Source organism: Kitasatospora aureofaciens (assembly GCF_019192735.1).
Taxonomy (GTDB): domain Bacteria; phylum Actinomycetota; class Actinomycetes; order Streptomycetales; family Streptomycetaceae; genus Kitasatospora; species Kitasatospora aureofaciens_A.
Genome location: NZ_JAHTKP010000025.1, coordinates 24,979 through 46,294, shown reverse-complemented (window position 1 = coordinate 46,294; position 21,316 = coordinate 24,979). Strand labels below are relative to the sequence as shown.

Genomic DNA, 21,316 nt, shown 5'->3' with positions numbered 1-21,316 from the left:
ACATGCGCCGCTACGGCAAGGACTCCGACGAGGACGACATCCGCAACCGCCCCGCCCGCCGGGGCTCCCGGCCGCGGACCCGGATCCGGCCCAAGCACGAGGACGCCGCCGAGGCGATGGTGCTGACCATCGACCGCGGCCGGCTCACCTGCCTGGTCGACCCGGGGACGAAGCAGGAGCGCGAGGTCGTCGCGATGAAGGCCCGCGAGCTGGGCCGCAAGGGCGTCGTCGTCGGCGACGTCGTCAACCTGGTCGGCGACCTCTCCGGGGACGCCGACACGCTCGCCCGGATCGTCCGGGTCGAGGAGCGCAGCTCGGTGCTGCGACGCACCGCGGACGACGACGACCCGTACGAGCGGATCGTCGTCGCCAACGCCCAGCAGCTGGCCATCGTCACCGCCCTCGCCGACCCGGAGCCCCGGCCCCGGCTGATCGACCGCTGCCTGGTGGCCGCCTACGACGCGGGCATGGACCCGCTGCTGGTGCTCACCAAGGCCGACCTGGCCTCGGCCGGACCGCTGCTGGAGTCCTACGCCCCGCTCGGCATCGACTACGTCGTCACCCGCCGGGACGAGCTGGAGACGGCGGGCGCCGAGGCCGTCCGCGAGCACCTGCGCGGCCGCTCCACGGTGTTCATCGGCCACTCCGGTGTCGGCAAGACCACTCTGGTCAACGCCCTGGTGCCGGACCGCCAGCGGCAGACCGGCCACGTCAACGTCGTCACCGGCCGCGGCCGGCACACGACCGTCTCCGCCCTGGCGCTGCGGCTGCCCCCGCCACCGGGCGCCAAGCCCGGCTCCAAGAAGGCGCTGAACTCCGGCTGGGTGATCGACACCCCGGGCTTCCGCTCCTTCGGCCTCTCGCACATCGACCCGTCCCGGGTCATCCACGCCTTCCCCGACCTGGAGCCCGGCACCGTCGAATGCCCGCGCGCGTGCAGCCACGACGAGCCGGACTGCGCCCTGGACGCGTGGGTCGCCGACGGCCACGCCGAGGCCGCCCGGCTCTACTCGCTGCGCCGCCTGCTGGCCAGCAAGGAGACCCGCGAGGGCGACTGACCGCCCGGCGGTTTGCCGTTCCTTGGTGTCCACAGCCCGTTCGAGGTGTCGGACCGCCCCAGCCTGGCGATCATAGGAAAGTCGGGCCGGAGCGCGGTCCGACCCGTCGATCGACCGGGAGGGCACACGATGGCATGGGCCCTGGTGATCCTGGCCGGCCTGCTGGAGACCGGCTTCGCGATCAACCTCAAGCTCAGCGAGGGCTTCACCAGGCTCTGGCCCACCATCAGCTTCTGTGTGTTCGCCCTCGGCAGCTTCGGCCTGCTCACCATCTCCCTGAAGAGCCTGCCGATCGGCCCCGCCTACGCGGTCTGGACCGGCATCGGCGCGGCCGGCACCGCCATCTACGGCATGGTCTTCCTGGACGAGGCCACCTCCGTGCTGAAGCTGGTCTCGATCTCCCTGGTGATCGCCGGCGTCATCGGCCTCCAGCTCAGCGGCTCCGCACACTGACAGTTACTCGCCCGCTCGCCTCCGGGCGCTCGGACCCGGTGCCGACGGTCGGCGCTCCGATGCCCCTCGTTCCTCGCGGCCTCCTCGCTTCTCCCTTTCGGCACCGGCGCGCCCTTTGGCTCGGGGCGGGGCAGAACGGGCCCCGTCCCGCTCCGCGAGCCCGGCTGTCCCGATCCGGGCGGGCTCGCTAGGGTTTCGGACATGGCCGACTACCACGACGATCTCCGACTCGCCCACGTCCTCGCCGACTCGGCCGACTCGGTCACCCTGGAGCGCTTCCGCGCGCTCGACCTCGCGATCGAGACCAAGCCCGACCTCACCCCCGTCAGCGACGCCGACAAGGCCGCCGAGGAACTCGTCCGCGGCATCCTCCAGCGCGCCCGCCCGCGCGACGCGGTGCTCGGCGAGGAGTTCGGCCTGCAGGGCTCCGGCCCGCGCCGCTGGGTGATCGACCCGATCGACGGCACCAAGAACTACATCCGCGGCGTCCCGGTCTGGGCCACCCTGATCGCCCTCCTGGAGGACGGCCCGGACGGCGTCGAGCGCCCGGTGGTCGGCATCGTCTCCGCCCCCGCGCTGGGCCGCCGCTGGTGGGCCGCCAAGGACCTCGGCGCCTTCGCCGGCCGCAGCCTCGCCAAGGCCTCCCGGATCCACGTCTCCAGCGTCTCCCGGATCGAGGACGCCTCCTTCTCCTACTCCTCGCTCTCCGGCTGGGAGGAGCGCGGCCGCCTCGACCCGTTCCTCGACCTCACCCGGGCCTGCTGGCGCACCCGCGCCTACGGCGACTTCTGGTCCTACATGATGGTCGCCGAGGGCGCCGTGGACATCGCCGCCGAACCCGAGCTGTCGCTCTGGGACATGGCCGCGAACTGCATCATCGTCGAGGAGGCCGGCGGCCGCTTCACCGGCCTGGACGGCATCCCCGGCCCGGGCGGCGCCGACGCCGTCGCCAGCAACGGCCTGCTGCACGAGGAGACGCTGCGTCGCCTCAGCGTCTGACGACGTCCGATGACGTCCGATGACGTCCGAGGGCTCCTGATGACGTCCGATGAATGGTGCGGGCCCGCCGACCGGTGATCCGGTCGGCGGGCCCGCTGCTCGTCGGGGCGGCCCGGGGGCTACTGCTTGCGCAGCTCCCGCACGGCCGCCTCCAGCCGCTGCCCGTAGTCGGCGTCGGCCTTGCGGAAGTTGTCGACCGCCCGCTCGACGATGTCCTCGCGGTCGGCGGAGACCTTGGCGATGAAGCCGGCCAGGTTGGCGATCAGCCGCTGCTTCTCGTCCTCGGAGAACAGCCGGTACAGGTTGCCCGCCTGCACGAAGTCGTCGTCCTCGGCGTGCGAGGGCGCCACGTGGTTGCCGGTGGCGCCGGTGACCGCCGTCGCGGCCCACAGCGGACGGCCGGTCTGCACCGGGCCGCCGAAGCTGTTCGGCTCGTAGTTCTTCTGCCGGCCGTGGCGGCCGTCGTACAGGTGGCCGTCGCGGCTGTTGGTGCGCGCCTCGGTGGCGTGCGGGCGGTTCACCGGCAGGTGGTCGGCGTTGATGCCGACGCGGTAGCGGTGGGCGTCCGCGTACGCGAACAGGCGGCCCTGCAGCATCTTGTCCGGGGACGGGCCGATGCCCGGCACGAAGTGCGCCGGGGAGAAGATCGACTGCTCGACCTCGGCGAAGACGTTGTCGGGGTTGCGGTTGAGCTCCAGCTTGCCGATCTCGATCGGCGGGTAGTCCGCGTGCGGCCAGACCTTGGTCAGGTCGAACGGGTTGAAGCGGTAGTTCGCCGCGTCCGCCGCCGGCATGATCTGCACCTGCACGGTCCAGGTCGGGAACTCGCCGCGCTCGATCGCCTCGCGCAGGTCGCGCTGGTGGCTGTCCGGGTCCTCGCCGGCGAGCCGGTTGGCCTCGTCCTGGGCGAGGTTCCGGATCCCCTGGTCGGTCTTGAAGTGGTACTTGACCCAGAAGTGCTCGCCGTCCTCGTTCTGCCACTGGAACGTGTGCGAGCCGTAGCCGTTGAGGTGGCGGTAGCTGGCCGGGATGCCGCGGTCGCCGAACAGCCAGGTCACCTGGTGGGTCGCCTCGGGCGACAGACCCCAGAAGTCCCAGACGTTGTCGGCCTCCTGCGAGCCGGTGTACGGGTCTCGCTTCTGGGTGTGGATGAAGTCGGGGAACTTCACGGCGTCCTTGATGAAGAACACCGGGGTGTTGTTGCCGACGAGGTCGTAGTTGCCCTCCTCGGTGTAGAACTTCAGCGCGAAGCCGCGCGGGTCGCGTACGGCGTCGGCGGAGCCGAGGTTGCCGGCCACCGTCGAGAACCGGAGGAAGACCTCGGTCTGCTTGCCGATCTCGGAGAGGAACGCGGCCCGGGTGTAGGGCGTCACGTCGGCCGTGACCGTGAAGGTGCCGTAGGCCGCCGCGCCGCGGGCGTGCACCACGCGCTCCGGGATCCGCTCGCGGTTGAAGTGCGCGAGCTTCTCGAAGAGCTGCTGGTCCTGGATGAGCGCCGGGCCGCCGACGCCCGCCGTCTCGGTGTTCTGGTTGTCGGCGACGGGGGCACCCGCCTCCGTGGTGAGGGTCGGGCGCAGCTCGTCCTGGGTCGTCATAAGGGTGCCTCCGCATGATCCGGTCGTGACGATTCGATCCTAACTTGGACTTTGTCTAAGTCAACACTGGAACCAATCTCAGATGGTGACTTAAGCTGTCCCCATGAGTGACCTGCTGGAACGACTTCGCGGACGTGGGTGGCGGCTGACCTCGCAGCGCCGGGTCGTGGCCGAGGTCCTCGACGGCGAGCACGTCCACCTCACGGCGGACGAGGTGCACGCCCGCGCCGTGCAGCGCCTGCCCGAGATCAGCCGCGCGACGGTCTACAACACGCTCGGCGAACTGGTCGGCCTCGGCGAGATCCTGGAGGTCGCCACCGACGGCCGCGCCAAGCGCTACGACCCCAACGCCCACCAGGCCCACCAGCACCTGGTCTGCTCGGGCTGCGGCGCCATCCGCGACGTCCACCCCCAGGGCGACCCGCTGGCCGCCCTCCCCGCCGCCGAACGCTTCGGATTCGTCCTCTCCGGCGCCGAGATCACCTACCGCGGACTCTGCCCGGACTGCACGACCAACGCAGTTCCGTAACGACCAGCCCTGTTCCGTAACGACCGGACCGGTTCGGCAACCACCGGACCGGTTCCGTGGAGCAAGCGCCCTACGCGCTCAGCTCGGCGTGCAGCGCACCCAGCAGCCGCCCCGCCCGCTCCGCCACCTCGGCCGGCCCGTAGTCGATCGCCCGGCGGCACCAGTTCTCCGCCTGCACCGGCTCGCCCCGGCGCAGCGCCAGCAGCGCCAGCCGCAGCGCCGCCCGCCCGTGCCCGGCGTCCGCCGCCCGGGTGTACCAGAGCATCGCCTCGGCCTCGCTGTCCTGCCGGGCCAGCAGCAGCCCCAGGTTGAACGCCGCGCTGCGGCTGCCGGCCTCCGCCGCCCGCCGGTACCAGCTCTCGGCGATCTCCAGCGCGCCCCGCTCGGCCGCCCGCACGCCCATCCGCACCTGGGCCCGCCGGTGCCCGGCGTCCGCCGCCAGCGCGTACCAGTGCTCGGCCTCCGCGTCCGCGTCACCGCGCCGGTCCAGCACCGAGGCCAGCCGGAACGCGCCCTCCGCCGAACCGCCCGCCGCCGCCTGCCGGTAGCGCTCCAGCGCCCCGGCCAGGTTGCCGCGCTGCTCCTGGACGACCGCCAGCTGGAGCGCGGCCTCGCCGTGCCCCTCGGCGGCGGCCCGCGCGTACCACTCCTGCGCCTGCCGCTGCTCGCCGCGCCCGGCGTGCAGCACACCCAGGTTGAACGCGCCGTCCACGCTGCCGGCCTCGGCGGCCTTGGAGAACCACGGCTCGGCGCCGGACTCGTCGCCACGCTGGAGCAGCACGACGGCCAGCGCGTTGCAGGCCTCCCGGTGCCCGGCGTACGCGGCCCGGCGGTACCACTGCTCGGCCTGCTGCTCGCGGCCGGTGCCGGCGCAGAGCAGGCCGAGGTTGAAGGCGCCGTTCTGGTCGCCCGCGTCCAGGGCGGTGCGGTACCAGCGCTCGGCCTCCTTGGCCTCGCCGCGGCTCGCGTGCAGCGCGCCCAGCGCGTTGGCGGCGTTGCCGTCGCCGGCCTCGGCGGCCTCCTGCCACCACTCGGCGGCGGCCGTGACGTCCCCGGAGTCGCGCAGCAGGAAGCCCAGCGCGCAGGCGGCCCGCGGCTCGCCGTTCTGCGCGGACTGCCGGTACCAGCGGGCGGCCTCGTCCAGCAGCGACTGGTCGGTGCGGGCGCGCTCCTCCAGCAGGACGCCGAGCCGCAGCGCGGCCCTGGCGTGACTTCGCGCGGCGGCGGTGCGGTACCAGGTCTCGGCGGTCTCCTTGTCCCCGGCGGCCTCGCGCATCCGGGCCAGCCGGTACGCGGCCTCGCGGTGCCCGGCGTCGGCGGAGACCTTGAACCAGCGCTCGGCGCGGACGTCGCGCCGGTGCTCCATGAGGTCGCCCAGCGCGTAGGCGCCGAGCGGGTGGCCGTGGTCGGCGGCGAAGTGCAGCCAGTACTCGGCGGCCTCCTCCTCGCCCTGGTCGCGCAGTTGGAGCCCGAGCGCGTGCGCGGCCGGCGCGCTGCCGGCCACCGCGGCCTGGCGCCACCACTGGGCGGCCTCGGCGCGGTGGCCCTGCTGGTGGAGCAGCACGCCGAGGTTGTTGGCGGCCGCGCGCACCCCGGCCGCGGCGGCGGCGCGCAGGTACGGCTCGGCGTCCTCCAGGTCGGCGCGGCGCAGCAGCAGGGTGCCCAGACGGCAGGCGGCGTCCGGGTCGCCACCGTCGGCGGCCTGGCGGTGCCGGGCCTCCAGCGCGGCCTGCTCGCGGGCGGCCAGCGCGGTCTCGAAGCTGGTGTCCAGCCCGGCCGGGTCGAGGGCGCCGAAGGCGGGCACACCGGAGCCGAGCGGGCCCTCGGCGCCGTCCGCACTGGACGGGCCGTACGGGCCGACGGCGGCGGCGAACTGACGGGCGGACAGGTGCACCAGGGTGTCGGGGCCGCAGCCGGCCGTGGGGCGACGCTCGGACAGGCCGCTGGTGCGCTGGGCGGGCAGGGCGCCGGGCCGGCGCTCGGGGCTCTCCGCCCAGGCGTCGGTGTCCGCCTCGGTGGCCGCTGCGGACTTGGCGCCTGACCCGTTCTTGCCGATCAGCCTCATGCCGACTCCCGCTCCCCCAGAGTGTTGCGGCATCCGGGGAGGTGCCGGTCCCGACGGCTGGTCAGCAGCCGTGCACCGTCCCCCATGTGTCCCATCGTCGCACCACCCGCAACCCGCGTACACCTGCCCCGGCCGAATTCGGGCGGGGCCGACCCGAAGCCGACGAAATTGCTTCGGCGCTTTGTCGATTTCCCGACACGTCAACCCCACAAACCCCGTGCCGTCGTCCTTGGCGACGGTCGATAGTACCGGAGCGGTTCCCTCCGCTTCGGGGCGAAAACACCAGAGGCCCGGAGGAAGAATCCTCCGGGCCTCTTGCTACTGAGTAGCGGGGACAGGATTTGAACCTGCGACCTCTGGGTTATGAGCCCAGCGAGCTACCGAGCTGCTCCACCCCGCGTCGGTAGCTAAACCATAGCACGGGTGCGGGGTGGAACAGGAATCGGTTGTCGCAGCTCAGCGGGGTCACGGCTTCGGGCTCGGCGATCCGGTCGCGTTGGCGGTGACGGTCGGGGCGGGCACCGGGCTGCCGTTGCGGGCCGCGTCGGCGGCCTTCAGCGCGTCGCCGAGCGCCTTCTGGGCGTTGCCGTAGGCCACCCAGTCGCCGTTCTTGAACGCGGTCTGGCTGTCGTTGTACGCCTTCTCCGCGTCCGAGAGCGCCTTCTGCAGCTCCGGCGAGATCGTCCCACCCGGCGCCGGCGTGGGCGTCCCCGGATTCGTGGGCGTGCCCGGATTCGCCGGTGTGGTCGGCGCGGTGGGCGTCGTCGCGGGGGCGGCGCCGGCGAAGACCTTCTTCAGCGCCTCCTCCAGGGTGTTCTCGAACGCCACGTTGTCGTTCCCGTACACCGCCAGGACCTTCTGCAGCGTCGGGTACTTGGCGCCGCGTCCGCGCACGTACACCGGCTCGACGTTGAGCAGCCCGCCGCCGACCGGCAGGGTCAGCAGGTTGCCGTACTCCAGGTCCGAGTCGCCGCCGCTCTTCAGCAGGGTGATCTGCTGGGCCACCTCCTGCCGGGAGTTGAACTGCGACTGCACCAGGTTCGGGCCGAGCGTCTTGCTGTCCCCCGGCACCTTGAGGATCCGGATCTTCCCGTAGTCCGGCCCCGGGTCGGCGTTGACCGCCATGAAGGCCGCCAGGTTGTCCCGGCCGTTCGGCACGAAGGTGGTGGTCAGCGAGAAGCTCGCCGAGGTGACCGCCGGGTCCGGCATCCGCACCGTCAGGTAGTACGGCGGCTGGAGCTGCTTGGTGTCGCTGGCCGGGTCCACCGGGACCTGCCAGATGTCGCTGCCGTTGAAGAAGGAGTTGGCGTCGGTCACGTGGTACTGGCCGAGCAGGTCGCGCTGCACCTTGAACATGTCCTGCGGGTAGCGCAGGTGCGGCAGCAGGTCGGCCGGGATGTCCGCCTTCGGCCGGACGGTGTCCGGGAAGGCCTTCATCCAGGTCTTCAGCACCGGGTCGTTCTCGTCCCACTGGTAGAGCCTGACCTCGCCCGTGTAGGCGTCGACCGTGGCCTTGACCGAGTTGCGGATGTAGTTGACCTGGTTGGCGGCGGTCAGCAGCTCACCGCGCTGGTTGGTCAGCGAGTCCTTGGTGGCGGTGCCCAGCGTCGTCTTGGACGAGAACGGGTAGCCGTCCGAGGTGGTGTAGCCGTCCAGCATCCAGACCACCCGGCCGTTCTGCACCACCGGGTAGGCGTCGGCGTCGATCGACAGCCAGGGCGCGACCTTCTCCACCCGCTCCTTCGGCGTCCGGTTGTAGATCACCTTCGCGCCGTCGGTGATGGCTCCCGCGTACAGGATCTGCGGCTCGGCGAAGCGCACCGCGTACGCGGCCCGGGTGATCGGATTGTCCAGCGAGACACCGCTGTTGCCGGTGTACTGGTACTGCTTGTTCTCGCCGGTCTCGGTCGTGTAGTCGATCTCCTGGTTCGAGCCGCCGACGATCGAGTACGTCGTCGTCTTCTCGCCGTAGTAGATCCGCTGCTCGTAGTCGCCCAGCGCGCCGGTGGCCGGCAGGCCCGACTCGGTGAACACCGGCTGGCCCTTGTCGTTGACCTGGTTGCCCTTGGCCACGACAGCGCCGTAGCCGTGGGTGTACTTGAAGTGGTCGTTGATCCAGTTGCGCTGCACGCCGTTGAGGTCCAGCTCGCGCAGGCCGATCACGGTGTCCTGCTTGCCCGTGCCAGCGCCGTAGCGGTCCACGTCCAGCGTGTTCGGGAAGGCGTAGTAGGAGCGCTGCTGCTCGATCGACTGGAACGTCGGCGAGACGATGTTCGGGTCCAGCAGGCGGATGTCCGCGATGGTCTGCGCGTCCGGCTTGAGCGCATCGGCCGTCGTCGAACCCTGCGGGGTGTACTGGCTGGTCTGCGCGTCCGCGATCCCGTACGCCTGCCGCGTCGCGTCGATGTTCTTCTGGATGTACGGCGTCTCCTTGGCCTGCTCGTTCGGCTTGACCTGGAACTGCTGCACGATCGCCGGGTACACCCCGCCGATCAGCACCGCCGACAGCACCATCAGTCCGAGGCCGATCAGCGCCGGCGCCCAGGTGCGGCGGACCGGGGTCAGGAAGAACAGCACCGCGCAGATGATCGCGACGAAGAACAGGATCGTCTTGGCCGGCAGGAACGCGTTGGCGTCCACGTAGCGCAGCCCGGTCCAGCCCGAAACCCCCTTGTACGAGCCGGTCTTCACCGCCAGCGCGTACCGGTCCAGCCAGTACGCGACCGCCTTCAGCAGCACGAACACGCCCAGCAGCACCGCCAGATGCCCCTGCGCGCCCGCACTCGCCCGCCGGCCCGGGCCCTGCAGCCGCAGCCCCCCGTACAGGTAGTGCACCAGCACCGAGGTCAGCAGCGAGACGATCACCGCGCTGAACGCGAAGCCCAGCACGAACTCGTAGAACGGCAGGTCGAAGGCGTAGAACGACACGTCCATGCCGAACTGCGCGTCCTTCTCGCCGAACGACGTCGCGTTCGTCCACATCAGCCAGGTGCGCCACTGGCCGGACGCCGCCGCGCCCGCCACCAGGCCGATCACCAGCGAGATCCCGATCAGCGCCCAGCGCTTGAACGGCGCCAGCCCCGCCCGGTAGCGGTCCAGGCTCTGCTGCTCGACCGACATCGCCGACAGCGGCGGCCGCAGCCGGTGCGCCAGCCAGATGTTGAAGCCCACGATCACCGCCATCAGCAGGCCGAAGACCGCGAACAGGCCGACCTTCGTCCACAGCTGCGTGGTGAACACCGAGGAGTAGTGGACCGACCTGAACCACAGCCAGTCCGTCCAGAACCCGGAGAACATGACGAACAGCAGGAACAGCACCGCGAGCACGCCCAGGGTCAGCAGGGCCACCCGCGCCCGCCGGGACGGCGGGCCTACCCTGCGCCGGAAATCCGGCCCTGAGCGTTCCGGCATCTGGAATACCACGGTGGCACCTCAGCTGTGTCGTCTGGAGTCGGTCGGTCTTCAGAGCAACTTAACCAGGCTTCGGCCGAGTTCCCACCGTTAGCAGACGGTTACGACGCCGTTCCCCGCCCCTCCCGGCACCGCCCGGCGCGGCAGGCCCGGCCCGACGTGTGAGGATTGAGGCATGTCCGAAGCGCCTGATTCGATCAACTCCCCCCACTCGCTCCCCAGCGCCCCCGACGACGTCTCCAAGCTCCCGGCCGCCACCCCGCTCACGCGGGCCGCGCTGGAGATCGACGAGTACGCCGCCACGCTCGGCTGGGACCTCCCGGCCCGGCTGTTCGCCCTGGTGGACAGCGCCGCCCTGCGCAAGGCCGACCCCCGGATCGCCTCCCAGCTCGGCCTCTCCGAGGAGGATGCGGCCGGCCTCACCCCGGTCGAGCAGGACGAACTGCCGGCCGGCATGCAGCTCGACAAGTTCCTCGGCACCATCGCCTGGCCCGACGCGGTGGCCGGCTGCGCCCTGGTCGTCGAGCGGCTGATGCTGCCGCCGGGCGCCGAGCAGTCCCGCCCGCGCAACGCCAGCGACGCCCAGCTCGCCGAGTGGGTGGCCAACCACCCCAAGCGCGAGGAGGTGCGGATCACCGCTGCCGTGCTGCGCAACGGCAAGAAGGAGATCGCGCTGCGGCTGCGCTCCAAGGACACCGCGCGCGAGGTGCTGACCGGCCCGGACCTGGTGCCCGGACTGACCGACGCGCTGCTGGCGACCTTCTCGTAACGCCGTACCGCTCGTTCGCGGCTGCTTCTACGACTTCTACTTCTACGTCTTCTACGTCGCGTACTGCGCGGCTACTTCGCGGCGCAGGACGGCAGCGCGGAGGTCTGGGCGGAGCGGATCTGCTCCAGCGACTTCAGCGCGCCGTCCAGCGTGTCCGTCTTGATCAGGGTCAGCCCGGACGGGGTGTTCTTGGCCGCCTCGGCGCAGTTCCCGGACGGGGTGAAGAAGTACTGGGCGCCGGCGTCCCGGGCGGCGATCAGCTTCATCGATATCCCGCCGATCGGGCCGACCTTGCCGTCGTCGTCGATGGTGCCGGTGCCCGCGACGAACTTGCCGCCGGTGAGGTCGCCGCCCGGGGTCAGCTTGTCGATGATGCCGAGCGAGAACATCAGCCCGGCGCTGGGCCCGCCGACGTCCTGCAGGCCGATGTCGATCTGGAACGGGTAGGTGTGCCGGATCCCGGTGCCGATGCCGACCACCGCCAGGTCGGCCCGCTCGGCCGGGGCCTTCGGGTCGAGGTCCTTGGCCGCCACGGTGGGGACGGTGACGTCGGTCCTGCTGCCCGGGTTCGCGCCGCCGTTGCCGCTGGTGTCCTTGACCCGGGGGATCACGGTGAAGACCACCGGCTCGCCCGGCTTGTGCTTGGTGACGCCGGCGGCGACCTGGTCGGTCGTGGTCACGGGGGTGCCGTCGACGGCGACGATCTGGTCGCCCGCGTGCAGCCGGCCCTCGGCGGGGGCGCCGGCGGTGACCGTCTTGATGATCAGCTCACTGCCGACCGGAACGCCCAGCTGATTGAGCGCCGCAGTGCGGGCGCTGTCCTCGGAGGAGGCGAACTCCTCGGCGTTCTGCTTCTTCGCGTCGGCGTCCGTCTGCCCCTTCGGGTAGACGTTGTCGTGCGGGACCACCATCACGTCGTCCCGCAACCACCCGATCACCGCGTTGACCAGGCTGGGCTCGTACTTGGCGCCGGTGACCTGGACGGTCGTCATGTTCAGGTGCCCGCTGGTCGGGTACGAGTCGTGGCCGGTGATGGTGATCACCGGCTTGCCCCCCTGCGTCCCGAGGGTGTTGTACGTCGGCCCCGGGCTCATCTCCGTGTACGGCACCTTCATCAGCACCGAGACGCAGAGCAGCGCTATGAGCAGCAGGGTGGCAGCGAGCATCGTCGCAGAGCGGCGTGGCATGCCTCGACAGTACGGGACGCGGGTGACGGGGTGCCCCCCGGGCTACCGGCCGGAGGTCTGCCCAGGCGCGGCGCTGCCGGCGGTGGTGCGTTCCATCGCGGCCATGAAGCGCCGGTGTTCGGCGAGGGAGGCGGGGTCCCCCGTCGCCTTCGGGGCCCGCTGGGCCCAGCCCGCCCACCCGGCGGCGAGCAGGACGGCGACAACCGGAATGATCAACCAGGCGAGCGCACCCATGTCAGTACTCCCTGCTCGTCGTGTCTATGAGCAGATTAACCACTCCGGCGGACAACGCGATCAGCGCCATGCCGGTAACGGGACCGCCGATCGGCTCACTGCCAGGGGGTATTCGGCGCACCGACCCGGACCCGTTCGGGTGAAGGCACGGCGCGCCTGGTGTGAGCGGGGCTCCGGGTGTGCGGGGTTATGGGCGGGGCGTGGGGGTTCAGCAGCCGCCGGCGCCGACCCACTCCTCCTCGCCGTCGGTGAAGACCTGGTGCTTCCAGATCGGCACCTCGTGCTTCAGGTCGTCGATCAGCCGGCGGGCGGCGGCGAAGGCCTCGCCCCGGTGGGCGCAGGAGACCGCGACGATCACGGCCTTGTCGGTGATCTCCAGCCGGCCGATCCGGTGCACCGCGGCGAGCGCCCGGACCGGGAAGTCCGCGACGATCTTCTCGGCGATCCGGCGCATCTCCTGCTCGGCGGAGGGGTGGCAGCTGTACTCCAGCGCGGTGACGGACTTGCCGCCGTCGTGGTCACGGACCGTCCCGACGAAGACGGTCGTACCGCCGGCCGCGCCGTCGCCGACCGCCTCGTACACCTCGTCCAGCGAGAGCGGGGTGTCGCGGATGGCGAGCAGGCGGATGGGGTCGTGGTTCTCGGACATGACCCCATGATTCCTCATCCCGCACGGTTTCGGGCAAGGGTCTTCCGTATCACGATTCCGAATTTCCGCATCGTGAGAACGGCGCCGCTGCCCGGGAACCACTGGACGCCCGTCAGAAGCGGCGCCGCTTGCGCGCCCGCCGCACCAGTGCCGCCGTGCCGACCAGCGCCACCGTCGCCCCGGCCGCGCCCAGGCTGGTCGCCGCCTCCTTGCCGCCCAGGCGCCGCCCGGCCACCGCGTGCTTCCCGGCGACCTGGGCCAGCAGCTCGGCCAGCACCTGCTCGTTGGTCCAGGCCGGACGCCAGCCCGCCTCGTGCAGCCGGCTGCCGGAGACCACCCACGGATACATCGTGTACGCCAGGTCTCCGGCCGGGGCCGGGGTCAGGCCCAGGCGGTGCAGCCGGGCCGCGGTGCCGAGCGCCAGCGAGGCGGGCAGTTCCATCCGGCGGATGCCGGACAGCCGCTCCACGTCCTCCTGCTCCAGCCAGCCGTCGCAGCCGACCGTCACCTCGCCCTCGACGAGGCCGAGCGCCGCGTACTCCAGCGCCGTCGACAGGTCGTCCACGTGGCAGAACTGCCAGCAGGGGCGGGATCCGGCCACCACGAGCAGCCGGGGCGCCTCGAAGTGCCGGGTCAGCACGGTGTCCACGCTGGGGCCGACCACGACGGCCGGGCGCAGCACCGTCACCTGGAGCCCCGGGTGGGCGCGCGGCGCCCGCCGGGCCAGCCGCTCGATCTCCAGCAGGTCCCCGACGAGCGAGGCCTCCTCGGTCGCGCGGAGCTCGGAGTCCTCGGCCAGCGGCACCTCGTTGTCGGCCAGCGCGCCGTAGACCATGGCGGAGGTGCAGAGCACCACCCGGTGCACCCCGGCGGCCGCGGCGGCGGTGAGCACGGTCTGGGCGCCGCGCACGTTGTAGGCGCTGCGGGCGCGCGGGTCGGACTCCATCCCGAAGTCCATCGCCAGGTGCACCACCACGTCGACCCCGGCCAGCCGCTCGGCCACCGCCGGATCGCGTACGTCCAGCACCCGCCACTGCACGCCCGGGACGTCGCCGCGCCGGTCGTCCACCGCGAGGACCTTCTTCACGTGCGGGGAGGCGACCAGCCGGGCCGCGACGCGCTCGCCGAGCACGCCCGCGGCGCCGGTGACGGCCACGGTGACCGGCCGTCCGCCGTAGGCTGGAGGCGGCGACGCCGTGGTGTCCGGGGCGTCCTCGCCTCCGGTCAGCCCAGAGCGAACGTCCGAGGGCGGGGAACTCACCGGCCATCCTCCACGGTTAGCTTATGTGCGTACGTACGTGTGTCACGTACGTCCATCCTGCCCGAGGCGAAGGCCCGGCGGTGCACCCGGCGCGGGCCTGCCGCGCGGGAGCCGCCCGCGAGTCCCCCACTCCACCACTGCCCCGGGCGCGCAGACTTTCCCGCCACACCCGTATGACGGCCGACCGGATCGAGGACCCCGTGAGCGACCTTCCCTTCGGATTCGGCGTTCCGCCCGAGGAGCCCGAGGACGGCAAGGCCAAGCCCGGCGACGAGCAGAAGAAGAAGGACCAGGGCTCCGAGAGCCCCGGCCAGAGCGATCCGCAGTCGTTCGGCTTCGGGGCCGGCAACCCGTTCGGCGCGCTGTTCGGGATGCCCGGCGGAGCCCCGGGCGCCCCCGGTGCGGGCGACAACCCGTTCGCGGCGATGTTCGGCGGCCTCAACCCCAACGACCTCGGCGCCGCGTTCCAGCAGCTCGGGCAGATGCTCTCGTTCGAGGGCGGCCCGGTGAACTGGGAGCTCGCCACCAACATCGCCCGGCAGACCGTGGTCGCCGAGCCCGCCGAGGGCAAGAGCAAGGACCGCTCGGTCAGCGCCGCCGAGCGCTCGGCCGTCGCCGAGGCCATCCGGCTCGCCGACCTCTGGCTGGACAGCGCCACCGAGTTCCCCTCCGGCGCCGGCACCGCCGTCGCCTGGAGCCGCGCCGAGTGGATCGAGGCCACCCTCCCGGTCTGGAAGGACCTCGTCGACCCGGTCGCCGAGCGGGTCGGCAACGCCATGGGCGGCGTCCTGCCCGAGGAGATGCAGGCCATGGCCGGCCCGCTGATGGGCATGATGCGCTCGATGGGCGGCGCCATGTTCGGCACCCAGATCGGCCAGGCGCTCGGCGCGCTCGCCGGCGAGGTGGTCGGCTCCACCGACGTCGGCCTGCCGCTCGCCCCGGCCGGCAAGGCCGCGCTGCTGCCGCAGAACGTCGCCGAGTTCGGCGAGGGCCTGAGCGTGCCCGCCGACGAGGTCCGGCTCTACCTCGCCCTGCGCGAGGCCGCCCACCAGCGGCTCTTCGCCCACGTGCCGTGGCTGCGGGCCCACCTGCTGGGCGCCGTCGAGGCCTACGCCCGCGGCATCAAGGTCGACACCTCCCGGATGGAGGAACTGGTCGGCCAGCTCGACCCGAGCAACCCGGAGGCACTCCAGGAGGCGCTGGCCGGCGGCCTGCTCCAGCCCGAGGACACCCCCGAGCAGAAGGCCGCGCTCGCCCGCCTGGAGACGGCGCTCGCGCTGGTCGAGGGCTGGGTCGACGCCGTCGTGCACGCCGCCGCCGAGCCCCACCTGCCGCAGGCCGGCGCCCTGCGCGAGACCGTCCGCCGCCGCCGCGCGGCCGGCGGGCCCGCCGAGCAGACCTTCGCCACCCTGGTCGGCCTGGAACTGCGCCCGCGCCGCCTGCGCGACGCCTCCCGGCTCTGGGCACTGCTCGCCGACGCGCGCGGCATCGAGGGCCGTGACGCCCTCTGGGAGCACCCGGACATGCTGCCCACCGCCGCCGACCTGGACGACCCGGACGCCTTCGTGCACCGGGGCGCGGCCGGCGACCTGGAGGGCGGGATCGACTTCGACGCGCTCGACAAGCTGCTCGGCGAGGCGGCGGCCGGCAAGCCCGACCTGACGAAGGGCGACGAGCCCAAGAACGAAGGCACCGACGGAAAGGGCGAGCCCACCGCATGACGGTCACCGACCCGGGGGCGTCCGCCCTCCACGCGGACGCCGTCCGCACCCTGACCCGGTGGCGGCCCGCCGACCAGGCCCAGAAGCAGCTGCGGCAGGACTACCTGGACCACCTGGCCGAGCAGCCGGAGGGCCTGTTCCGCTCCTGCCTGCCCGCGCACGTCACCGCCAGCGCGGCGGTCGTCGACCCGGCGGCCGGGCGGGTGCTGCTCACCCTGCACCCCAAGGTGGGCAGGTGGCTGCAGATGGGCGGCCACTGCGAGCCGGGCGACCGGGACCTCGCGTCGGCGGCGCTGCGGGAGGCCGTCGAGGAGTCCGGCATCCCGGACCTGACCCTGCTGTCGGCGGACGGCCTGCCGGCCCCGGCCAAGCTGGACCGGCACCAGGTCCGCTGCACCGGCAAGGATCGCCCCGAGAACACCCACCTGGACGTCCAGTACATCGCGCTGGCCCCGGCCGGTGCGCAGGAGCTGATCAGCGAGGAGTCGCTGGACCTGCGCTGGTTCGACTACGACCGCCTGCCCGAGCTGACCGACCACTCGGTGCGGGACCTCGTGGCGCGGGCGCGGCAGCTGACGAGCTGAGGTGTAACGGAGAAGAGGGGGCGCGGCCGACACGGTCCGCGCCCCCTCTCGTCTGTCTGTGAGATCGGTTGGCCGCACCTGAGGTCGGTCGGCCGTACGTGAGCTCGGCCGGCCCGAGGGCCTCAGCCGCAGGAGCGGGCCGGATCGGACCCCGGATCGGAGTGCCGGGCGCCCGGGATGTGCGGGAGGCGGGCCGCCGAGACCACACCCTCCAAGTAGCCACGGGCCCGCTCGGTGCGCGGGTACGACTCCAGCAGGGCCCAGAACGCCGGGCCGTGGTCCGGCACCAGCAGGTGGGCGAGCTCGTGCAGCAGCACGTAGTCGAGGACGTACTCCGGCATGCCCTGGAGGCGGTGCGAGAGGCGGATCGTCCGCTCACTGGGGGTGCAGGAGCCCCAGCGCGAGTTCTGGTTGGTGACCCAGCGGACCTGGGCCGGCTGGGCGCGACCGTCCAGGTAGGCGGCGGACAGCTCGCGGGCCCGGGCCTCCAGCGCGTCGTCCCCGGGGATCCGGCGGCTCTCCTGCGCGGCGAGCTTCTCCAGCATCTGGGCGACCCAGCGCTGCTCCTCGGCATGCGACATCCGGGCCGGGATCAGCACGATGGTGCGGTCGCCCTCGCGGTAGGCGGAGACGGTCCGGCTGCGGCGGGCGCTGCGGCGCACCTCGACCCGGGTGCGCTCGTGCGGCTCCGCGGGCTTGGCCGCGGGCGGCTGGTGCTGCGGCTGCGCGGGCATCGGCTGCGGCTGGTCCGGGCGCCCACGCGTGGCCGGCGCCGCCACTTGCGACCCGGACGCTGCACGGGCACGCCGACGCGACGCCGGTGGATGGGAGTCCCGCTCGGCTGCCATGGCACACGACGTTACCCGGTACCGCTGACAGAAGTCCGCTGCCATGGCCGAAATCTTTCGTGGAGTGATCGGGAACGAAAGGCCGACAGTGGGTGTCCGGAAATCGACGGTGGGACGGATGGCCGGTTATCCACAGGGTCTGCGAACAGATGATGTGATCATGCGTTCGAGCCTGTGGATAACTCTGTGCACGATGTCGGGCCGCTAGGGCAAGCTGCAGTCAGCCGTCCGGAAACGATCGGAAGGGAGATCGCCGTGCGCCTTGCCATGAAGCCTGCTCTGTCCCGCAGCTGGCGGGACTCCGAGACCTTGCAGTTCGGGACCGTCCGCCGGTATGCGGGGGTGCTCGAACGCGCCGACAAGACCCTGTGCGACTTCCTCGAACTGCTTGACGGGACACGGGACCGGCCCGCTCTGCTGGAGGCCGGCGAGCGCGTCGGGTTCGGGCGGGAGCCCGCCGAAGCGCTGTTGGGCGAGTTGGAGGAAGCCGGGCTGCTCGACGACGCGGAGGCCGCCGAGGCGGCGCTGACCCGGTTCCCGCAGCCGCACCGGGAGCTGCTCGGGCCGGACCTCGCGTCGCTCTCGCTGGTGCACTCCGGCCCGGGCGCCGCGCCGGCGGTGCTGGCCCGGCGGGCCGACGCCCGGATCGAGGTGCGCGGCGCCGGGCGGGTGGGGGCCGCCGTGGCGGCGGTGCTCGCGGCGGGCGGGGCGGGGGCGGTCACGGTGAAGGACGGCGGTCGGGTCCGGCCCGGCGACTGCTCCCCGGCGGGGGTGCCGCCGTCGGACGTCGGACGGCTGCGGGCGACGGCCGCGAAGGAGGCGGTGCAGCGGGCCTCGGCGCGGCGCCGGGCGCCCGCACCACGGCGGACCGGGGACGAGCCGCCCGATCTCGTGGTCCTCGCGCCGCGGGACGGGAGCGGGGCGTTCGCCGGCGGGGCGTACGAGGCGCGGCAGTTGCTCCGGGCCGGGGTGCCGCATCTGTATGTGGGGGTGGTGGAGGAGTTCGGGGTGGTCGGTCCACTGGTGGTGCCGGGGGCGTCGGCCTGCGGCCACTGCCTGGTGCTGCGGAGGGAGGACGAGGACGCCGCCTGGCCACGGATGCTGGCCCAACTGGCGGACGGAGGACCGGGGCGGGCGCGCACCCCGGCCTGCGACACCGCGCTGGCCACGACGGTGGCCGGGCTGGCTGCGCTCCACGCGCAGGTGTACCTGGACGGCGGGCGACCGCCGAGCGTGGACGGGTGGTGCGAGGTGTCGGCGACCGACGGGATGCCGCGACGAATGCGGCTGAGAGGGCACCCGGACTGCGGCTGCCTGTGGCAGCCGATGCCGCCGAGGTGAGGTGAGGGGTGGCCAGGGGCGCCGGGGGGGTGAGGGCGTGAGGGGGGTTGGTGGGTAGGCGTTCGGCGGGTGGGCGGCGGGTGGTGGTGGGTGGGCAGTGGGGGCGACCGGGGTGGCGTGGGGTGGGCCGGGGAGCGTGGGTGAGGCGGGCGGGGCGGAGGGTGGGGGTGGGTGGGGGTGGGGGTGGGGGTGGGGGTGGGTGGGGGGAGGGGGAGGGAGGGCCCCCGGCCCGGCGAGTGTGAGCCGGATCACCTCGAACCAAGCGATGATTTTCGAGCAGCACCACGGTCTCCATTGCCGTAAGCCACAGACGAGATACGAAATCCAACACAGAGGAGCGGACCCCCCATGCGCATCGTGATCAGCGAGTTCATCAGCCTGGACGGCGTCGTGCAGGCCCCCGGCGGCCCGCAGGAGGACACCGACGGCGGCTTCGCCCACGGCGGCTGGTCGCACCCGTTCTTCGACCCGGAGACCCTCGGCGCCTTCATCAACGACGCGATGGACACCACCGACGCCCTTCTCTTCGGCCGCCGCACCTGGCAGACGATGGCCGCCGCCTGGCCCGAGCGCGCGGGCGACCCGTTCGCCGACCGGATGAACTCGATCCCCAAGTACGTCGTGTCCCGCACGCTCGGTGAATCCGACCTCACCTGGGCCAACACCACCCTCGTCCCCGGCGACGAGGCCATCGCCTGGGCCCGTCGGCAGCGCGAGGCCGACGGCGGCGATCTGCTGATCATGGGCAGCCCCACCCTCGTGCGCGCCCTGCTGAGCGAGGACCTGGTCGACGAGCTCCGCCTCATGGTGATGCCCGTCCTGCTCGGCGGCGGCAAGACGATCTTCCCGGCCGACGGCACCCTGCGCACGCTTGAGCTGGCCTCCACCGCCATCGCCAAGACCGGCGTCCACGTGGCCACCTACCGCCGCACCGCCACCGCCTGAACGATCACCCCGCCACACAGGAAGTCGGCCCGTCCGACTTCTCGCGCAGACCCACACCCGCAACGCCGAAGGCCGGTACCCCCAGGGGCACCGGCCTTCTCGGTGAGTTCCGTCAGGCGACCAGCTCCGCGCCCTCCGCCTGCTCAGCGACCGCCTCCGCGTCCACCGGGCGGTCCCGCATGACCAGCGTGGCCACCAGCGCCGCCGCCAGCACCCCGATCGCGCTGATCGTGAAGGTGGTCGACATCGCACTCGTGAACGCCTCCCGAGCGGTGTGCACGAGCCCGGCGTCCCCGTTCGCGACCGCCAGCGCGCCGGCGATCGAGTGCTTCGCCTCCTCCGGCATCCCCGCCGGCATCTTGCTCGCGAAGCCGCTCGACAGCAGCGAGCCCAGGATCGCGATGCCCAGCGCGGTGCCCGCCTGCTGGATGGTGTCGTTGAGCGCCGACCCGACACCCGCCTTCTCCGCCGGGATGGTGTCCATCAGCGCACCCACCGCGGCCGGCATCGCCAGGCCAGCCCCGAGCCCGAGCAGCCCGAGCGCCACCGCCGGGACGGTGAAGCCGCCGTCGGCCGAGACGGTGGTCAGCAGCGCGAAGGAGGCGGCCATGACCAGCATTCCGGCGAGGATCAGGAAGCGGTTGCCGATCTTCGCGGCGAACTTGGCGCCGACCCCGTTGCCGACCAGCGCGGCGACGGCCAGCGGCACGAACGCGAGGCCCGCCTTGACCGGCGAGTAGCCCAGCACGAACTGCAGGTACTGGGTGAGCACCAGCAGCAGACCGCCGTTGCCGATCTGGACCAGGGTCAGCGACAGCGAGCCACCGCTGAAGTTGCGGTGCTTGAAGAGCACCAGCGGCACCATCGGCGCGGCGGTGACGTTCTCCCACACCACGAACCCGCCGAGCGAGACCACCGCGACGGCCAGGGTGACCAGCGACCGGCCGCCGAACGCGCCGTACTGCGGGATCTCGATGATCCACCAGATCAGCGCGGTCATGCCGACCGCGGACAGCACCGCGCCGAGCGGGTCGGGCTTCTGCCACGGGCCCTTGGACTCCGGCATCAGCAGCAGGCCCGCCAGGATCGCGAGAGCGACGACCGGGACGTTGATGAAGAAGATCGAGTGCCAGGAGAAGTGGTCGATCAGCACACCGCCGAGGACCGGGCTGCCGACCAGCCCGAGCATCGCGACCGAACCCCAGGCCGCCATCGCCTTGTTGCGCTCCTCCTCGTCGAAGACGGTGATGAGGATCGACAGGGTCGACGGCATGATCAGCGCACCGCCGACACCCATCGCGATCCGCGCGGCGATCACCTCGCCGGGGTTCGTGCAGAAGGTCGCGGCCAGCGACGCCGCCCCGAAGAGCAGCAGGCCGATGATCATGATCTTTCGCCGGCCGAAGCGGTCACCGAGGCTGCCCGAGGTCAGCAGCAGGCCGGCGAAGACCAGGACGTAGGAGTCGAGGATCCACTGGGTGTCCTGGGCGCTCGCGCCGAGGTCGGCCGTCATCGAGGGCACCGCCACGGTCAGCGCCATGCTGTCGATCACCAGAACCAGCGAGCTCAGGCACAGCACGATCAGGATCCACCAGCGGTGCGGATTACGGGCTTGCATGAGGCTTCCTTTCGCCATGCGCACACCGTTCCCCCGGCGCGCACTCTGT

The 21,316-nt window shown here is 72.3% G+C and carries 18 protein-coding genes and 1 tRNA gene; 9 read left to right on the top strand and 10 right to left on the bottom strand.

Annotated elements, in window-relative coordinates:
• Positions 1-2: 2 nt before the first annotated feature.
• The 3 genes from rsgA (at position 3) to hisN (ending at position 2,510) form a co-directional block, all read left to right on the top strand.
• A complete protein-coding gene (gene rsgA / locus KV557_RS23480) occupies positions 3-1,058 on the top strand; it encodes a ribosome small subunit-dependent GTPase A (RefSeq protein ID WP_218203411.1) in 1,056 nt (351 codons plus the stop codon).
• 129 nt (positions 1,059-1,187) lie between these two features.
• Positions 1,188-1,511, top strand: a complete 324-nt coding sequence (locus KV557_RS23475; protein ID WP_218203409.1) for a DMT family transporter — start codon at positions 1,188-1,190, stop codon at positions 1,509-1,511.
• A gap of 201 nt (positions 1,512-1,712) precedes the next feature.
• The gene (gene hisN / locus KV557_RS23470; protein ID WP_218203407.1) at positions 1,713-2,510 is read left to right on the top strand and encodes a histidinol-phosphatase; all 798 of its coding nucleotides are present in this window, start codon (positions 1,713-1,715) and stop codon (positions 2,508-2,510) included.
• A 119-nt stretch (positions 2,511-2,629) separates the two neighbouring features.
• On the opposite strand, the gene KV557_RS23465 is transcribed toward hisN, so the two are convergent.
• Positions 2,630-4,105, bottom strand: a complete 1,476-nt coding sequence (locus KV557_RS23465) for a catalase (protein WP_218203406.1) — start codon at positions 4,103-4,105, stop codon at positions 2,630-2,632.
• Positions 4,106-4,208: 103 nt separating this feature from the next.
• Here KV557_RS23465 and KV557_RS23460 point away from each other — a divergent pair, with 103 nt between their 5' ends.
• Positions 4,209-4,634: a Fur family transcriptional regulator gene (locus tag KV557_RS23460; RefSeq protein WP_218203403.1), complete on the top strand. Its 426-nt coding sequence runs from the start codon at positions 4,209-4,211 to the stop codon at positions 4,632-4,634.
• A 70-nt stretch (positions 4,635-4,704) separates the two neighbouring features.
• On the opposite strand, the gene KV557_RS23455 is transcribed toward KV557_RS23460, so the two are convergent.
• From KV557_RS23455 to KV557_RS23445, 3 genes are all read right to left on the bottom strand, one after another.
• Positions 4,705-6,699 (bottom strand): SEL1-like repeat protein, encoded by a 1,995-nt coding sequence (locus tag KV557_RS23455; protein WP_256177841.1) that lies wholly within the window; start codon positions 6,697-6,699, stop codon positions 4,705-4,707.
• Positions 6,700-7,025: 326 nt separating this feature from the next.
• Positions 7,026-7,099 (bottom strand) — tRNA-Met (locus KV557_RS23450).
• 65 nt (positions 7,100-7,164) lie between these two features.
• The gene (locus tag KV557_RS23445) at positions 7,165-10,110 is read right to left on the bottom strand and encodes a UPF0182 family membrane protein (RefSeq protein ID WP_218203401.1); all 2,946 of its coding nucleotides are present in this window, start codon (positions 10,108-10,110) and stop codon (positions 7,165-7,167) included.
• Positions 10,111-10,285: 175 nt separating this feature from the next.
• Between KV557_RS23445 and KV557_RS23440 the strand changes: the two genes are divergently transcribed.
• Positions 10,286-10,879 (top strand): PPA1309 family protein, encoded by a 594-nt coding sequence (locus KV557_RS23440; protein ID WP_218203400.1) that lies wholly within the window; start codon positions 10,286-10,288, stop codon positions 10,877-10,879.
• A gap of 71 nt (positions 10,880-10,950) precedes the next feature.
• On the opposite strand, the gene KV557_RS23435 is transcribed toward KV557_RS23440, so the two are convergent.
• The 4 genes from KV557_RS23435 to KV557_RS23420 form a co-directional block, all read right to left on the bottom strand.
• Complete coding sequence (locus tag KV557_RS23435; protein WP_218203397.1) at positions 10,951-12,066, bottom strand: YlbL family protein; 1,116 nt, start codon at positions 12,064-12,066, stop codon at positions 10,951-10,953.
• A 42-nt stretch (positions 12,067-12,108) separates the two neighbouring features.
• On the bottom strand, positions 12,109-12,300 hold the full coding sequence (locus KV557_RS23430) for a hypothetical protein (RefSeq protein ID WP_218203395.1): 192 nt from the start codon (positions 12,298-12,300) through the stop codon (positions 12,109-12,111).
• Positions 12,301-12,508: 208 nt separating this feature from the next.
• The gene (locus KV557_RS23425; protein WP_256177840.1) at positions 12,509-12,949 is read right to left on the bottom strand and encodes a molybdenum cofactor biosynthesis protein MoaE; all 441 of its coding nucleotides are present in this window, start codon (positions 12,947-12,949) and stop codon (positions 12,509-12,511) included.
• Positions 12,950-13,061: 112 nt separating this feature from the next.
• A complete protein-coding gene (locus KV557_RS23420) occupies positions 13,062-14,210 on the bottom strand; it encodes an NAD-dependent epimerase/dehydratase family protein (RefSeq protein WP_374106664.1) in 1,149 nt (382 codons plus the stop codon).
• Positions 14,211-14,410: 200 nt separating this feature from the next.
• On the opposite strand from KV557_RS23420, the gene KV557_RS23415 reads away from it, so the two are divergent.
• Both KV557_RS23415 and KV557_RS23410 read left to right on the top strand, forming a co-directional pair.
• Entirely contained in the window at positions 14,411-15,931 is a 1,521-nt protein-coding gene (locus KV557_RS23415) for a zinc-dependent metalloprotease (protein ID WP_218203391.1), read from the top strand.
• On the top strand, positions 15,928-16,515 hold the full coding sequence (locus KV557_RS23410; RefSeq protein ID WP_218203389.1) for an NUDIX hydrolase: 588 nt from the start codon (positions 15,928-15,930) through the stop codon (positions 16,513-16,515). The genes KV557_RS23415 and KV557_RS23410 overlap by 4 nt, the downstream gene beginning before the upstream one ends.
• A 122-nt stretch (positions 16,516-16,637) precedes the next feature.
• Here the strand turns inward: KV557_RS23410 and KV557_RS23405 are convergent, their stop codons facing one another.
• A complete protein-coding gene (locus tag KV557_RS23405; protein ID WP_218203387.1) occupies positions 16,638-17,249 on the bottom strand; it encodes a M48 metallopeptidase family protein in 612 nt (203 codons plus the stop codon).
• 369 nt (positions 17,250-17,618) lie between these two features.
• Here KV557_RS23405 and KV557_RS23400 point away from each other — a divergent pair, with 369 nt between their 5' ends.
• Both KV557_RS23400 and KV557_RS23395 read left to right on the top strand, forming a co-directional pair.
• Positions 17,619-18,704, top strand: coding sequence for a TOMM precursor leader peptide-binding protein (locus KV557_RS23400; protein ID WP_218203385.1), 1,086 nt, complete (start codon positions 17,619-17,621; stop codon positions 18,702-18,704).
• Positions 18,705-19,052: 348 nt separating this feature from the next.
• Entirely contained in the window at positions 19,053-19,649 is a 597-nt protein-coding gene (locus tag KV557_RS23395) for a dihydrofolate reductase family protein (RefSeq protein ID WP_218203383.1), read from the top strand.
• A gap of 112 nt (positions 19,650-19,761) precedes the next feature.
• Here KV557_RS23395 and KV557_RS23390 read toward each other — a convergent pair whose 3' ends face one another.
• Positions 19,762-21,267, bottom strand: a complete 1,506-nt coding sequence (locus tag KV557_RS23390) for an MFS transporter (RefSeq protein WP_218203381.1) — start codon at positions 21,265-21,267, stop codon at positions 19,762-19,764.
• Positions 21,268-21,316: the final 49 nt, after the last annotated feature.

Excerpts from the sequence above, each read along its gene's own strand:
- KV557_RS23440 (WP_218203400.1), top strand. The coding sequence starts at position 10,286 with ATGTCCGAAGCGCCTGATTCGATCAACTCCCCCCACTCGCTCCCCAGC.
- KV557_RS23390 (WP_218203381.1), bottom strand. The coding sequence starts at position 21,267 with ATGCAAGCCCGTAATCCGCACCGCTGGTGGATCCTGATCGTGCTGTGC.
- KV557_RS23395 (WP_218203383.1), top strand. The coding sequence starts at position 19,053 with ATGCGCATCGTGATCAGCGAGTTCATCAGCCTGGACGGCGTCGTGCAG.
- rsgA (WP_218203411.1), top strand. The coding sequence starts at position 3 with ATGCGCCGCTACGGCAAGGACTCCGACGAGGACGACATCCGCAACCGC.
- KV557_RS23430 (WP_218203395.1), bottom strand. The coding sequence starts at position 12,300 with ATGGGTGCGCTCGCCTGGTTGATCATTCCGGTTGTCGCCGTCCTGCTC.
- KV557_RS23405 (WP_218203387.1), bottom strand. The coding sequence starts at position 17,249 with ATGCCCGCGCAGCCGCAGCACCAGCCGCCCGCGGCCAAGCCCGCGGAG.
- KV557_RS23460 (WP_218203403.1), top strand. The coding sequence starts at position 4,209 with ATGAGTGACCTGCTGGAACGACTTCGCGGACGTGGGTGGCGGCTGACC.
- KV557_RS23475 (WP_218203409.1), top strand. The coding sequence starts at position 1,188 with ATGGCATGGGCCCTGGTGATCCTGGCCGGCCTGCTGGAGACCGGCTTC.
- hisN (WP_218203407.1), top strand. The coding sequence starts at position 1,713 with ATGGCCGACTACCACGACGATCTCCGACTCGCCCACGTCCTCGCCGAC.
- KV557_RS23425 (WP_256177840.1), bottom strand. The coding sequence starts at position 12,949 with ATGTCCGAGAACCACGACCCCATCCGCCTGCTCGCCATCCGCGACACC.
- KV557_RS23435 (WP_218203397.1), bottom strand. The coding sequence starts at position 12,066 with ATGCCACGCCGCTCTGCGACGATGCTCGCTGCCACCCTGCTGCTCATA.
- KV557_RS23455 (WP_256177841.1), bottom strand. The coding sequence starts at position 6,699 with ATGAGGCTGATCGGCAAGAACGGGTCAGGCGCCAAGTCCGCAGCGGCC.
- KV557_RS23410 (WP_218203389.1), top strand. The coding sequence starts at position 15,928 with ATGACGGTCACCGACCCGGGGGCGTCCGCCCTCCACGCGGACGCCGTC.
- KV557_RS23465 (WP_218203406.1), bottom strand. The coding sequence starts at position 4,105 with ATGACGACCCAGGACGAGCTGCGCCCGACCCTCACCACGGAGGCGGGT.
- KV557_RS23445 (WP_218203401.1), bottom strand. The coding sequence starts at position 10,110 with ATGCCGGAACGCTCAGGGCCGGATTTCCGGCGCAGGGTAGGCCCGCCG.